This window comes from Microlunatus parietis (assembly GCF_013407955.1).
Taxonomy (GTDB): domain Bacteria; phylum Actinomycetota; class Actinomycetes; order Propionibacteriales; family Propionibacteriaceae; genus Microlunatus; species Microlunatus parietis.
In genome coordinates this window covers 1,794,863-1,808,841 of sequence record NZ_JACCBU010000001.1, presented here as the reverse complement: position 1 = coordinate 1,808,841, position 13,979 = coordinate 1,794,863, and the positions used below count along the sequence as shown (strand labels likewise).

Annotated in this window: 14 protein-coding genes; 7 read left to right on the top strand and 7 right to left on the bottom strand. The window is 69.2% G+C overall.

Annotated elements, in window-relative coordinates:
* Window positions 1-16 precede the first annotated feature (16 nt).
* A complete protein-coding gene (locus BKA15_RS08640; protein WP_179749860.1) occupies window positions 17-1,165 on the top strand; it encodes a mandelate racemase/muconate lactonizing enzyme family protein in 1,149 nt (382 codons plus the stop codon).
* A gap of 218 nt (window positions 1,166-1,383) precedes the next feature.
* Here the strand turns inward: BKA15_RS08640 and BKA15_RS08635 are convergent, their stop codons facing one another.
* The 4 genes from BKA15_RS08635 to BKA15_RS08620 form a co-directional block, all read right to left on the bottom strand.
* Entirely contained in the window at window positions 1,384-2,052 is a 669-nt protein-coding gene (locus BKA15_RS08635; RefSeq protein WP_179749858.1) for a TetR/AcrR family transcriptional regulator, read from the bottom strand.
* Entirely contained in the window at window positions 1,970-3,286 is a 1,317-nt protein-coding gene (locus BKA15_RS08630; RefSeq protein ID WP_218871141.1) for a DUF418 domain-containing protein, read from the bottom strand. Before BKA15_RS08630 ends, BKA15_RS08635 begins: the two co-directional genes overlap by 83 nt.
* Before the next feature lie 141 nt (window positions 3,287-3,427).
* Entirely contained in the window at window positions 3,428-4,390 is a 963-nt protein-coding gene (locus BKA15_RS08625; protein ID WP_179749856.1) for a zinc-dependent alcohol dehydrogenase, read from the bottom strand.
* 232 nt (window positions 4,391-4,622) lie between these two features.
* Complete coding sequence (locus BKA15_RS08620; protein WP_179749854.1) at window positions 4,623-5,258, bottom strand: hypothetical protein; 636 nt, start codon at window positions 5,256-5,258, stop codon at window positions 4,623-4,625.
* 213 nt (window positions 5,259-5,471) lie between these two features.
* On the opposite strand from BKA15_RS08620, the gene BKA15_RS08615 reads away from it, so the two are divergent.
* From BKA15_RS08615 to BKA15_RS08605, 3 genes are all read left to right on the top strand, one after another.
* Window positions 5,472-6,680 (top strand): enolase C-terminal domain-like protein, encoded by a 1,209-nt coding sequence (locus BKA15_RS08615; protein ID WP_246322718.1) that lies wholly within the window; start codon window positions 5,472-5,474, stop codon window positions 6,678-6,680.
* Window positions 6,681-6,769: 89 nt separating this feature from the next.
* A complete protein-coding gene (locus BKA15_RS08610; protein WP_179749851.1) occupies window positions 6,770-7,429 on the top strand; it encodes a PIG-L family deacetylase in 660 nt (219 codons plus the stop codon).
* A 99-nt stretch (window positions 7,430-7,528) separates the two neighbouring features.
* The gene (locus BKA15_RS08605; RefSeq protein WP_218871139.1) at window positions 7,529-9,196 is read left to right on the top strand and encodes a sensor histidine kinase; all 1,668 of its coding nucleotides are present in this window, start codon (window positions 7,529-7,531) and stop codon (window positions 9,194-9,196) included.
* Window positions 9,197-9,202: 6 nt separating this feature from the next.
* Here BKA15_RS08605 and BKA15_RS08600 read toward each other — a convergent pair whose 3' ends face one another.
* Window positions 9,203-9,892, bottom strand: a complete 690-nt coding sequence (locus tag BKA15_RS08600) for a response regulator (protein ID WP_179749847.1) — start codon at window positions 9,890-9,892, stop codon at window positions 9,203-9,205.
* A gap of 103 nt (window positions 9,893-9,995) precedes the next feature.
* Window positions 9,996-10,406: a hypothetical protein gene (locus tag BKA15_RS08595; protein WP_179749845.1), complete on the bottom strand. Its 411-nt coding sequence runs from the start codon at window positions 10,404-10,406 to the stop codon at window positions 9,996-9,998.
* A 101-nt stretch (window positions 10,407-10,507) separates the two neighbouring features.
* Here BKA15_RS08595 and BKA15_RS08590 point away from each other — a divergent pair, with 101 nt between their 5' ends.
* The gene (locus BKA15_RS08590) at window positions 10,508-10,732 is read left to right on the top strand and encodes a hypothetical protein (protein WP_179749843.1); all 225 of its coding nucleotides are present in this window, start codon (window positions 10,508-10,510) and stop codon (window positions 10,730-10,732) included.
* Window positions 10,733-10,743: 11 nt separating this feature from the next.
* On the opposite strand, the gene BKA15_RS08585 is transcribed toward BKA15_RS08590, so the two are convergent.
* Window positions 10,744-11,571, bottom strand: a complete 828-nt coding sequence (locus BKA15_RS08585; RefSeq protein WP_179749841.1) for a protein kinase family protein — start codon at window positions 11,569-11,571, stop codon at window positions 10,744-10,746.
* Window positions 11,572-11,656: 85 nt separating this feature from the next.
* On the opposite strand from BKA15_RS08585, the gene BKA15_RS08580 reads away from it, so the two are divergent.
* Both BKA15_RS08580 and BKA15_RS08575 read left to right on the top strand, forming a co-directional pair.
* Complete coding sequence (locus tag BKA15_RS08580) at window positions 11,657-12,448, top strand: AAC(3) family N-acetyltransferase (protein ID WP_179749840.1); 792 nt, start codon at window positions 11,657-11,659, stop codon at window positions 12,446-12,448.
* 84 nt (window positions 12,449-12,532) lie between these two features.
* Entirely contained in the window at window positions 12,533-13,978 is a 1,446-nt protein-coding gene (locus BKA15_RS08575; protein WP_179749838.1) for an HNH endonuclease signature motif containing protein, read from the top strand.
* The last annotated feature ends 1 nt before the right edge of the window (window position 13,979 follow it).

The window sequence follows — 13,979 nt, the reverse complement described above, 5'->3', positions numbered from 1 at the left end:
ACCAAGCGAGGACGCCATGAAGATCATCGGATATCGGACCCTGTCCACGGTGCACGCCTGGGGCCGGCCGATCGGCGATGCGAACGGGAACCTGCCGGACGCGGTCACCGAGGTGCCGATCGTGATCATCGAGACCGACGAGGGGATCGAGGGAGTCGGGATCGGCTCGCACGCCGACCTGGACCGGTTGTTCTCGGCGATCGAGGGCGAGGACCCCCGGTCGGTGGCGGCCCTGTTCGACCGGATGATCGCGCGCGTCTTCAAGTCGGGCCATGCCGGCGCGACGTACGGCGGGATCGCGACGCTCGACGCGGCGCTGTGGGACATCAAGGCGAAGGCGGCCGGGGAACCGTTGTGGCGGTTGCTCGGCGGCCGGGACCGCTACCTTCCCGGGTACGCCTCCGGCCTCGACATCGCGCTCACCGACGACGAACTGCACGCCTTCTACGCAGGCTTCGCGGACCGTGGCTTCGTCGCCGGCAAGCTGAAGGGCGGTCTTGATCTTGATGCCGACCTGCGCCGGCTCGGCGTGGTGGCCGACGCGCTCGGGGCCCACACGGCGCGGCCGGGCCTGATGTTCGACGCGAACGAGTCCTGGCAGGTCAAGCAGGCCGTCCGGTATGTCGCGGCGCTGGAGCAACGGTACGACCTCGTCTGGGTCGAGGAACCCTTGCGTCGTTGGGATGCGGCCGGTCACGCCCGGCTGTCGAACGCGATCCGGGCGGCCGTCGCCACCGGCGAGAACCTGACCGGCCTGGACCAGTTCCGGCCGCTCTTCGACGCCGGCGCTCCGGACATCGTGCAGGCCGGCGCGGGCTGGGGGATCAGCCACTTCCTCCGCCTCGGCCATGCCGCGGCCTCGCGTGATCTTCCGGTGAGCATCGTCGGCCACGACGCCAACCCCGCCACCGCCGCGGCCGCCACCGCGCTGCCGAACCACCTGACCACCGAGGTGCAGGACCTCCGCCCGCCGCTCGGCCTCGCCGTCGATCAGGTGATCACCGACGGCGGCATCGTGCTCGGCGACCAGCCCGGCGCCGGCATCACCGTCGACGAGGCCGCGATCACCGCGGCCGCCGAAGCCGGCTGGTCCACCCCAACCGGCCCCCACACCCGCCCGCCCCGAGCCGGCCTCCGAGTCATCCTCGACGGCACCGAACGCTAACCTCCCCAAAACCCGCCGACCGGTCAGAACCGCAGGCGTTTTGGCGGCGTGTCGCTGCAGAAGTGACTGGTCGGCGGCGGGCGGGTGCGTCGGATCGCCATCGTGGTGCCGGAGCGGGACCGGGCAGGCCAGCTGTCCGGTCGGGTGGGCGTGGTGTTGTCGGTCGGGATGGGTGTGGTGGTGCCGGTCGGTATCGCGTGGTCCCCGGTCGGCCCCGGTCATGTCCTGCCCTTCCGGGAGTCGGCCCGGTCGGTGAGCTCCTTCTCGATGCCGGCGAGCAGACAGTGCAGGCCGGTTTCGAACCAGGTGGCGCGGAACGGGTCGGCGCCGGTCCGGATCGCATCCTGCAGTGCCGTTGCCCGCTCGAAGGCGGCCCTGACTCCCTCGGGGGTCTCCCCGGCCAGGCGGGCCACCTCCTGCCGACTGGAGAGCGCGGCTCCGTGGACGTAGGCGGCGACCGCGTTGATCACATCGAGCTTCACCTGGTCGTCGACGGCGACATCATCGAAGGATCGCAGTGCCGAGTCCAGCCAGCCGACCATGCTGGGCGTCACCGTGCGTACCCGGTCGATGAGGTCCAGGATCCAGGGCCGGGCCGAGTACAGCTCCCAGTCGATCCTGGCCCAGACCTCGAGCCGGTCCCGCCAGGTGCCGGGCGATCGGTGCGGCAGTCCCTCGTGGGCGATCACGGTGTCCAGGACCAGGGCCTCGAGCTCGGCCCGGTCGGCCAGATAGGTGTACAGCGAGCCCGGCGCGACCGCGAGCCGTTCGGCCAACCGGCGCATCGACAACGCGTCCAGGCCGTCACGGTCGATGATCTCGATCGCCGCCTCGGCGATCGCGCCCCGGTCCAGGCGCGGCTTCGGACCGGGCGGGGTTCGGACCACGAGCGGACTCCTTCTTCGGTGGGGCGCTGAGCCGGCGCAGCACCACCTCGAACGGGCCACGCCGACCTCGGGACTGTAGGACCGCCGCCCCGATCACGGTCAACAGCCACAAGACACAGGCGAACGCAGCCATGGTGGCACTGGTCAGCCGGCCGCCGAGACCCACTCCCCAGGCGGACAGCAGCGGGACCATGACGATCGAGTGGACCAGATACCCGCTCAGCGAGCGCCGGCCGAGGGCCGCCACGGCCTCGACACCGGCCGGTGGCCGGCCGGACCGGCCGAGGCGTTCGGCGATCAGCACGAAACAGGCCGCGTATCCGAGCCCGCCGGCCAGCCCGGTGGTCCAGGTGAGCCCGTACAGGCCCGCATCGGAGAGGCCGAAGAACGGCGGTGGGGAGGCGAGCCCGGCGACCGAGAACGCATGCGGCAGCGACCCGGCGAGACCGAGACCCACCCCGCCGACCGCGACCCGACGCAGCAGCGGCAAGTGTCGGGACGGCTCCTCGATGATCCGAGAGCGCGCCGCCCACATCCCGATCAGAATGGCCACCGGCATCACCACCCCGATCCCGTTCAACACCAGCAGGAAGAACCAGCCGCCGAGCCGCGGCGGGATCGAAGCCAGGTAGCTCGTCTCGCCCGCCCCGCTGAGCGTGAACCGGGCGCCGCCCAGGTCCTCCGCCGGAGTCCGGGCCAGTTCCGGAGCGACGAAGTGCGCGGCGAGGATCGCGACGACCGACGCCACCAACAGCACGCCGAGAACGATCACGCCCGCCCTGATCGAACCCGTCAACCGGCGGCTGCTGCCGCGGAGGAAGCCGGCACACAGCACCAGCCCGATCCAGCCGTACGCGCCGAGTACGTCGGTGCCGAGCAGCAGCGCCGCGTGCAGCAGGCCGCCCACCAGCAGCCACAGGTTGCGTCGCCGCAGCACGGCAGCAGCATCCGCCTCGGTCGCGCCGGCCGCGACGCCCCGGGTGAAGGACTGGACCAACCCGTAGCCGACCAGGAACGAGAACAGCGGATAGACCCGTACGTCGATGAACGCCACCATCAGGAACTGCACCACGCGATCGGCGGCGTGCTGCGGCGCCGGATAGTCCGCCTGGGCACTGTAGTCGCCGGCATAGAGCATGAAGGCGGAATTGGACAGCAGGATCAGCAGCAGCATGGCGCCGCGCGCGAAGTCGGGTGCGAGCAGTCGACCCCTGCCCTGGACGGCTGTGGACATTCGACCCCCATCTCTGAACAGTGTTCAGAATTCTAAGAGATGGAGCAGCTTCACGGCAAGGCTGAACGGGCGGCAGGGTGCGCCTGGGCACGGCAAGGCAGCCGACCTGGTGACGGTCGGCTCGACTTCGGGGAGCCCGGGTCAGGTGAGGTCGAGGACGACCTTGAGGCGGGTCGGGGTGGCGCCGGCGCAGAGGGTGTAGGCGTCGTTGACGGCGTCCGGGCCCAGGACGTGCGTGATCATGGTCAGCAGTTCGCGGTGCTCGGAGAGGTATGCCGCGGACTGCAGCAGGGCGGCGTTCCACTCCTGGGTGACGCCGAGGTAGAGGGTGATCGCGCGGTCGAACGCCTCCCGGAAGGGCAGCGTGTAGTCGAGGTCGTCCGGCACGCCGAATGCGTACAGATGACCGAGCTGGGCGGTGCCTCGGATCGCGTACGGCAGGGTCTCGGTCTGGTGGCCCACGGCCTCGATGCAGATCTCGGCCGGCTCTGCGGCGCTCGCCACCCAGTCCGCGATGCCGCCCACGAACAGTTCGTCGACGCCGAAGGTCGTAGCGACCGAGGACCGGTCGACCGGGTCGATCCCGGTCACCCGCGCGCCGCGCTGGTGCAGGACGTGGGTGAACAGCAGGCCGATCGGCCCGAGCCCGATCACCGCGGCCGACCGGCCGCGCACGTCGGGCAGCCGGTCCAGGGCGTACATGATCGTCGCCAACGGCTGGACGAGAACCGACTCGACCAGGGTGAGCCCGTCCGGGATCGGCACGACGGTGTCGGCGGACACCCGGACCAACTCGGCGAGGCCGCGCTGGCCGGTCATGCAGCCGCAGACGGCGTCGCCGGCCGCGAACCGGGGGTCGCGGCTGGCCACGACGGTCCCGGCGATCTCGTGCATTGGGTAGCCGGGCCCGGCCTGGTCGTGCGGCGAGAACCGTTTACCGGTGAGGAACTTCGGCAGGTCGCTGCCGCAGATCCCGCCGGCCTCGATCTTGACGAGCACCTCACCGGGCTCCGGATCGGCTTCGACCGGGACGTCGCGCCGGACCAGGTGCCCGGGTCGGTCCAGTTGGTAGGCCCACATCTGACGCTGCTCGGTGACCGTCATCGAGGAAGTTCGTCTCCTATCACCACGATGGTCCGCCCGGTCTCGCAGACCGCCTGCCGAGAGCAGATGATCATGGCGCCGTCGCGGTGGGCGACGATCGGACCGGACCGGGCCGGATGATGATCGACATCGTACAGACGATCGAAGAGTCGCCCCGTGCGGACACGACAGCGCGTGCCCGGCCATCAGGCCGGGCACGCGCGATGTTGATCTTGTGATTCAGACCGGGAGGTCAGCTTCCGAAGCCGCCGGACTCTCCGTCGCGGCCTTCGTTGTCTCCGCCGCCGTAGCCGCCGCCGGAGTCTCCGCCGCCGTAGCCGCCACCGGACTCGCCGCCGGAGTCACCGCCGCCGTAGCCGCCACCGGACTCGCCGCCGGACTCTCCGCCGCCGTAGCCGCCACCGGACTCGCCGCCGGACTCTCCGCCGCCGTAGCCGCCACCGGACTCGCCGCCGGAGTCACCGCCGCCGTAGCCGCCACCGGACTCGCCGCCGGAGTCACCGCCGCCGTAGCCGCCACCGGACTCGCCGCCGGAGTCACCGCCGCCGTAGCCGCCACCGGACTCGCCGCCGGAGTCACCGCCGCCGTAGCCGCCACCGGACTCGCCGCCGGAATCTCCGCCGCCGTAGCCGCCACCGGACTCGCCGCCGGAATCTCCGCCGCCGTAGCCGCCACCGGACTCGCCGCCGGAATCTCCGCCGCCGTAGCCGCCACCGGACTCGCCGCCGGACTCGCTGCCGGAGTCACCCCCGCCGAAGCCGCCACCCGAATCGCCACCGTAGCTCTCGGATGAACCGCCGGATTGGTTGTCACTCGATCCGTACTGGTTGTCGTTCTCCTCGCCCGAGCCGAACGTTTCCTCGCTCATGTTTCCTCCGTTGGTCCTGGCCTACGTGGCTGGTCGTATCACGAGCGCCGGGTGGCGTCGTGTTATTACAGTTATCGTGATTTGGAATCCCTGGCTAGGGGGTTCAGCTGATTTTGTGAGAATTTCGCTGAGCTGTCGTCCGGTCCCACGGAGGTTCATGATCATCTTCCGTAGATGATCTTGAGTGATGGCTGAGACAATCCGGCTGTGACGATGGTGACGAAGGTCCGCTGTCTGCGGACCAGACATGACGGAAGCTGGACGATTCTCAAGATCGAAACCGACCAGCCGGGCCTGTACGGTCTCGGATCGGCGAGTGATCGCTACAATCCCGCCGCGGTGGTCGCGGTGATCGAGCAACTGTACGGTCCGATGCTGATCGGGCGGGAGGTCGCCGACATCGCGGACATCTGGCAGACTCTCTACCCGGCCGGCTACTGGCGAAACGGGTCCGTCAGCAACACGGCGCTGGCCGCGATCGACGTTGCCCTGTGGGACATCAAGGGTAAGGAGGCGGGACTCCCGATCCATCAACTGCTGGGCGGCAAGGCGCGTTCTGCGGTGCCTTGCTATGCCCACGCCTCCGGTGCCACCGTGCCGGAGTTGATCGAGGACGTCGAACGCTACGTGGACACCGGCTGGCCGGTGATTCGCTGCCAGCTGGGGCCATACGGCGGCGGTGGGTTCGTGAGCGGGCCCGCGGCACACCTGCCGCGCGACCCGTGGCAGAGCCGGCCGTTCGACGAGGAGGCCTATCTCGCGTCGACGCCGGCCATGTTCGCGGCGCTCCGGGAGCGATTCGGTCCGGAGATCAAGTTCACCCACGACGTGCATTCGCATCTGTCGCCGCAGAATGCGGTGCTGCTCGCCCGCTCGCTCGAACCGTACGGGCTGTTCTTCGTCGAGGACATCCTGCCGCCGGAGCATGTCGACTGGTATCGCAATCTGCGCCAATCGTCGACGACGCCTCAGGCGGTGGGGGAGTTGTTCACGCACCCGCTGGAGTGGCGTCCGTTGATCACCGAACGCTTGATCGACTTCATTCGGACCCGGATCTCCAAGATCGGCGGGATCACGGCGGCGACCAAGATCGCGCACCTGGCCGAGGCATTCGGCGTCCGTACCGCCTGGCAAGAAGGTGGCGACAACGATCCGCTGAATTTCGCCGCCGCCGCACAGGTAGATCTGGCCTGCTGGAATTTCGGGATCCAGGAGGAGAACAATTTCCGGCCCGAGGAACTGGAGGCGTTCCCGGGCGCTCCCGTCGTCGAGAACGGCTATCTCTATCCATCCACCGCGCCCGGTCTCGGTGTCGACCTGGACGAAGGGAAGGCGGCCGCGCTGCTCGGGACCGACCCGGCCGGCTACCACCAGCCGTACGGAACCGACCGCAAGGCCGACGGCACCGCGGTGCGACCCTGACCCGGGAACCGACAGCAGGGCCGAAGGTCCCCCCGGCCGCCGACCTTCGCTCCTGACGGCGAGCCGGGTCACTGGGAGATGGTGGAGGCATGATCGAGACCGCCGTGCCGCCGAGGATTCCGAATCTGTTGACCGTCGCCGCCGGACCGGAGGATCTGCTCGACGCACTTGGAGCGATCGTGGGCTCCTTCGTCGAGCACGAATCAGCCGTACGTGCGGTCCTGTTGTCCGACGGGCGTTCCGTCGACGGCGACGTCGAATCGCAACTCGATCGGAGCCATCGGATCGCGGCCTCGGCGGATCGCCTCGGCGTGGACGAGGTGGTGTTGCTGGACCACCGGATCACCGATGTGCCGCGGCTCGACGTCCCGGCCCTGGTCCGGGAGTTGTTGATCAACCTGGTCCGCCCCGACGCGATCCTGGTCGCGGACCCGAGCGACCGCCGCGCCCGGACGGCGCGGGGCCGGCTCACCACCTACCGCGCGGCCGTGCAGCTGGGCCGGCTGATCGGCGTCCCGCTGTATTGCTGGGCCGCCGTCGCCCCGGACCGCGTGCGGGTCGGCGAGCCGACCCTGGAGGTCCTCGTCTCGCGCACCCGCCAGCGGTCCGCGATGCTCCGTTTCCAAGGAATCCCGGAGGTTCTCGGCCGCGTGTCGCGGCCCTGGCCGGAACGGGAGTACCTGACTCGGGAGGGGTCGGCCCCGGCCGTCGCTCCTCGCCCGACCGAACAGCTGGGCTCCCGTACCTGAACATCGGGACCGCACTTTGTGAAGTCCCTTGCAGAACTCAACTCCCTGACTCATGATGGCGATACCCGCTGAGTGAGTACGGGTATGGGGAGGGATCGGGTGGACCGTCGGCATGTTCTCCCCACCCTTCCGCTGGATCAGCTGCTCAACGAACTGCAGAGTCGGCTGACCGCGGTTCTCGCCGCCCGCGACGGCGTCCATGCGCTGCTCGACGCGGTCGTGACGATCGGAGCCGAACTCGACCTGGAGACCGTGCTGCAGCGGATCGTCGAGGCGGCCCGAACCCTGGCCGACTGCCGCTACGCCGCGCTGGGCGTGATCGGGGAAGAGGGCGAGCTCGCCGAGTTCCTGCCGACCGGGATGACCGACGACGAGGTCGCCGGTATTCCGGAGCTGCCGCACGGGCGCGGACTGCTCGGGTTGTTGATCAAGAACCCGCAGGTGCTGCGGGTGGCGGACCTGTCGTCCCATCCGGAGTCGTACGGCTTCCCGCCGGGGCATCCACCGATGCGACGGTTCCTCGGTGTGCCGATCCTGATCCGCGACGAGTGCTTCGGAAATCTTTATCTGACAGAGAAATCGGGCGGTCTCGAGTTCGACGAGCAGGACGAGACGATCGTCCAGGCGCTGGCGTCGGTGGCCGGGATCGCGATCAAGAACGCCCGGCTCTACCAGGAGACCAAGGCTCGCGAGGTGTGGCTCGACGCGATCGCCGAGGTGACCCGGATCCTGCTCTCCGGCGCCGACCGGCGGCAGGCGTTCGGCACCGTGGTCGCCCGGGCTCGGGAGATGACCGGCGCCGCCGCGGCCTGGATCATCCAGGCCGAGGACGACCGGCTGCGGGTCGACGTCGCCGACGGGATGCCCGGGTTGGCCGGTCGGGAGTTCTCGGCCGAGGGCTCGGTGTCCAGCCAGGTGCTGCTGACCCAGGAGCCGGTCCTGTTGACCGACCTGGAGCAGGTGGCGGTGACGTTCGACGTCGAGCTTCCCGGTCCGACGCTGCTGCTGCCGCTCGGGCCCACCTCGCAGGGCATCCTCGCCGTCGCTCGCCGTACCGGAGGAGTGCCGTTCTCGGCCGACTCGATGCGCATGCTCGGTTCGTTCGGGCAGCAGGTCGGCGTCGTCATGGAGCTCGCGGACGCGCGCCGCGAGGCCGAGCGGTACGGCCTCATCGACGACCGGGAACGGATCGGCCGCGATCTCCACGACGTCGTGATCCAGCGGCTGTACGGGGTCGCGATCCAGCTGGTCAGCGCCGGTCGGCTGACCGCGAAGCCTCAGGTCGCGGAACGAATCCAGTCCGCCGTGGACAACCTGGACGACACCATCCGGCAGATCCGCTCGACGATCTTCGCGCTGCAGGCGAACGACGGCGTGGTGGCGACCAGGCCGCGGGTACGGATCACCAGGCTCGTCGACCAAGCGGGCGCCCAGCTGGGCTTCCAGCCCGCCGTCCGGACGTCGGGGCTGCTCGACACGAACCTGCCCGATCCGGTCGCCGACGACCTCTGCGCGGTCCTCACCGAAGCCCTGTCCAACGTGGGCCGGCATGCGAACGCGACCCAGGCGGACGTCGCGATCGATCTGTCCGACGACGGCCTGTTGGAGGTACGGGTGGTCGACAACGGCGTCGGTCTTGGCGACGCGGAGCGGCGCAGCGGGCTGGCGAATCTTGAGCGTCGCGCGGCTCGCCGGGGCGGCTTCTTCGAGGTCGGGCCGAGTGACGACGGCGGCACCCTGGTGGTCTGGCGGGTTCCGGTGCGGTGAAGCGGCTCAACCGTCGTCGCCGCGATCGCGATACCCAGAGCGGCGCTGACCTGCCTTCAGCGTCGCGGCGAGCGCGGCCGCCTGGGTGCGCCGGCGCAGGTCCAGCTTGGCCAGTAGGTTCGACACGTAGTTCTTGACCGTCTTCTCGGCCAGATAGAGGCGCTCGCCGATCTGGCGATTGGTCAGCCCCTCACCGATCAGCTCGAGGATCTTGCGCTCCTGCGGCGTCAGGACCCGGGTCGGGTCCGGGTCCTCCTCGGTCCGCCGCCGCAGTTGCTCGAGCATCCTCGCCGTACTCTCCGGGTCGAGCAGCGACTGGCCCGCCGCCAGTGCCTTGACCGCGCCGACCAGGTCGGTGCCCCGGACCTGTTTCAGCACGTAGCCGGCCGCGCCCGCCATCACGGCGTCGAACAGGGCGTCGTCGTCGGCGAACGAGGTGAGCATCAGGCAGGCGGTCTCCGGGTTGCGGGACCGTACCTCGCGGCACACGGAGACCCCGTCGCCGTCCGGCAGCCGTACGTCCAGCACCGCGACCCGCGGCCGCAGCGCCAGGATCCGGGCCACCGCCTGCTCGGCCGATTCGGCCTCGCCGATGACCCGGATCCGCGGGTCTTCGGTGAGCAGGGCACGTACGCCGCGCCGGACCACCTCGTGGTCGTCCACCAGCACGACGGTGATCTCGCCGGAACCATCCATCGCCCCAGCAAAGCACAGCCGCCGCAACGGGTGGTCCGGTCGAAAGACCCTGGCCCGGGTCGGACGGACCCTGCTACGGGCGCCGGTGGTGATCCGACCAAGATCACCGGCGCCGGGCTCCGCTGTCCCGCCTGATGCTTTCGAGCATGCGCCGTACGGCCAGCAGGTGACCCCCGGTGCCGATCAGCAGCGCCCGGTAGACCCGGCCGCGGAGTCCGGCGAAGCCGGCGTAGGACGCGATGGTCACGGTCGTGGCGCCGGGCCGGTCACCGGCGGTGACGGTGAAGACGAGGCGGTAGCGGGCGAACCGGTGCCGGCCGGCGAGCGCGACCTCCGTCACCTCGACCTTGCCGTCCGGCGCGAAGCCGGAGGACGGGACCGTGCCCAGCGCGCGGCCGAGCAGTCCGAGGTCGGCCCGTGCAAGGGAGGTCGCGTAGCGGCACACGGCCTCCCAGACGACCGGTCCGGGAGCCTCGATCGTCGCGGTGTGCGCATCCAGCTGCGGCAGCGTCATGTTTCGGTCACGACCAACCTGACAGCGGTGGCAGCGTCCGCGCGGTTTCTGGTCCGGACGGGGCGGGTACAGGAAGTCAGGACCTCACGAAGGGACTCGCCATGGGTATCGGACTCGGTGTCCTTCTCGGCATCATCGGCGCCATCTTCCTGTTCAACGCCATCGACTTCCCGGAATCGTGGCCGATCGACGAGTCGGTGCTCGGCTGGATCTTCCTGATCGGCGGCCTGGTCGTGCTGGTGCTGGGCATCATCCAGCAGACCATGCGGACCCGGACCAAGCAGACCGTCGAGCGGCGGACCGACACCCCGCCGCCGGAGGCCTGAGCAGTTCTTGATCATCGCCCCGGCTGCCGGGTCAGGTCGTCGACTGTGACGGAGGCTGCCAGCCACGCCTCGTGGAAGGCCGGGTAGCTCGGGAAACGGGTGGTGGTGGCTTCCTGGAGAACGGCGTAGTGGCGGTCCGAGCCGCGGAACGCGGAGCGGTCCAGGGTGGTGTCGGCGAGCAGGACCAGGGCGGTGCGGGCCATCACGTACGCCGTCGTACGGGTGTCGATCGGGGCGCCGAGCGAGAACTGTTCGGGCGCCATGAACCGGGTGGAGCCGAACATGCGTCCCATGTCGTTGCGGTGCGGACCGCGACGGTAGGTGTCGAGGTCCATCACCGTGAGCCGGCGCCGGGCGAAGTCATACAGCATCGCGCTGTCGTAGAAGTCACCCTCGACCCAGCCCTCGGCATCCAGGTCGGCGTGCAGCTCGTACAGCGTGTCGAGCGCCGCCAGAATCTCCGCCACCGGCAGCGCCCGGAACCGTTCGTGCGGACTGTCCGGCCCGCCCCGGTCGCCCAACAGGTCGCCGTCCCGCCAGTCGTAGACCAGCAGCGGCCCGGCCGGCGATTCGATCACCGTATGCAGCGTCGGCAGCGCCGGATGATCAACAGAGCACGCGAGGTCGACGGCATTGCGCAGCAACGCGACCCGACCATCGAAGTTCAGGTACGGGTCCGGGTTCGCCGGGTCGCCGGCGGTCTTGACGAAGTAGCGAGCGTCGCCGATCCGGACGCCGTACGAGATGTTGCCGGAGTCCTGCGTGTCGAACCGGGCGAAGATCGAACCGAGCCGCGCGAGGTAGGCGACCGGCTGGATCTCGATCTCGCGAGCGAACACCCGGTGATCTTACGCGGCCGCGACCTGGCAGCGCAGTGATCTTTGGGGATGGCGCAGCACGCACGCAGCGCGGAAGATCAAGCTCATGGCGATGGTCACGGAGGCAGAGCTCGTTGACGGATTCCGGCGACTCGGAGTCCGCGAGGGCGACTACCTCGAAGTGCACAGCTCCCTGAGAAGCTTCGGGTCCGTCGACGGCGGCGCCGAGACCGTGATTAACTCCGTGCTGCGATGCGTCGGCCCGTCGGGCGCCGTCGTCATGCCGGCCGCCCAGGCCTCCAAGGCAGTGCCTCTGACCGAGGACGAGAAGCAACGGGGTCTTACGTGGAAGGTACGGGTTCTTCCCTCCGACGACCTGGAGACGCCCACCTTCCAAGGGTTCATCGCTGACCTGTTCCGGACCTGGCCCGGCGTGGTCCGCAACTCCTACTCAGCGTGGGGTGCTCGAGCGGCGGAGTTCTCTCACGGCCTTGCGCCATTCGTCGAGGCGGGTGGGCGATGTCTCCTGCTCGGGGTGCGGTTCAATCGTGCATCGTGCCTGCACGTCGGGGATGCTCGGGTCCGTACTCCCGCCGACGTCGGTCGGTTGTTCGTCCCGCCGCCTGAACTCCTCCGCGACTATCCCGACGACACATGGTGGATCGGCTATGACGCACGATGTCCGGGAGCGGAGTTCGACAACAGTCACCTTCTTGAGGACGAGGCCGAGCGCCGAGGCCTCCTCGACCGGACCATGATCGGGAACGCTCCAATGGTTCTCTTCGACGCGCGTCCCGTGATCGAGATGTCGGTGCAGCTCCGCAACGCTCAGCCGTATCGAATGGCTGGAGTGGAACCACCGACGCCGACAAGCATTCACCGCGAGGCCCGGCCCTGAATTGCGACCACCTGAGTGACCGGAATTCCCTTGAATACAAGGGATTCGCTTGCCTTCGAACAACGGTTCGAATAGAATCTGATCATGACCACGACAACCCTGGATGCCGCGACACCGGTCGGTGCTGCGGTCCGGGAGTTGCGTACGTCGGTGGCCGGACTGGTGGCGGCGGTCCGGCAGGGCGGGCTTGATCATCACGGCCCGGAGGGGTTGGTCGATCTGCTCGATCAGGTCGAGACGGTCCGCAATCAGCTGCTCTCCGTCGATGCCGAACTGATCGCCGCCTGCCGCGATGCCGGGGTGCCGGAACGGGAATGCCAACGGTCCATGGCGAAAGTCCTGGAACGACGGTTCCTGCTCGGACCTGCCGAAGCCGGGCGACGCGTGCGGGCCGCGGAGGCGGTCGGGCCGCGGACCTCGATGACCGGGCTCCCGCTGCCCAGGCTGCGGCCGGTGATCGGTGAGGCGATGACCGTCGGGGCGATCAACGGTGAGCAGATCGTGATCATGAACCAGACCCTGGAACAGCTCGAGACCGCGAAGGTCGACCCGGTCGAGGTCGAGGTGATCGAGGCCGAACTGGTCGAGCACTGCGCCACGTTCGGGCCGAAGGAGCTGCGGAATCTGGCGCAGCGCTACCTCGACGCGTGCGATCCCGATGGCACCGAGCCGGACGAACAGCTCAACCAGGACCGTCGCTTCTTCCGGATGCGGTCCACCCCGTCCGGCGCGGTGATCGGGGAGTTCCGGCTCACCCCGGAGACCGCGGTGAAGGTCCGGGCCGTGCTGGAGCCGTTGGCGCATCCGCGGCTGGACAACGCGGCCGGCGTGGGGGCGGTGGACCTGCGCAACCATGGCCAGCGGCTGCATGATGCGGTCGATGAGGTGTTCGCCCGGATGCTGCGCACCGGTGACGTGCCCGAACACGGAGGCCTACCGGCCTCGGTCCTCGTGACGGTCGACCTCGACACCCTCCTCGCCCACACCGAAGCCGCGACCGCGTGCCCGGAGCCGGCCGCCCGCCGTGCCCGGCGTGGTCACGGCACCGCCAGCGACGGCACCGTGTTGTCGATCGCCGAGATCCTCCGTCTCGCCGACGAAGCGGAGATCTACCCGACGGTGCTGAACCATCACGGGATCCCGATCGACCTCGGCCACACCCGACGCCTTGCCTCCAAGAACCAGACCATCGCGCTGTACGCCCGCGACGGTGGCTGTTCCTTCCCGGGGTGCGACCGGGCTCCGGAGTGGTGCGAGAGGCATCACGTGATCCGCTGGGCCGACGGCGGGCTCACGATCCTCAGCAATCTGACGTTGTTGTGCGCCTACCACCATCGGAATTTCCTCAACCGTGGTTGGGAAGTCAGGATCAACCTTGACGGGCTACCGGAATGGATTCCACCCAAGTATGTCGATCGGGACCAGAAACCGTTGATCAACAACCGGATCCTCGCCCGGATCCGACAACATCCCTTGCCCGCGTTCGTTCGGCAAGGCGATGGACCCGGGCCGGCCTCGCCCGTAGCGTGAG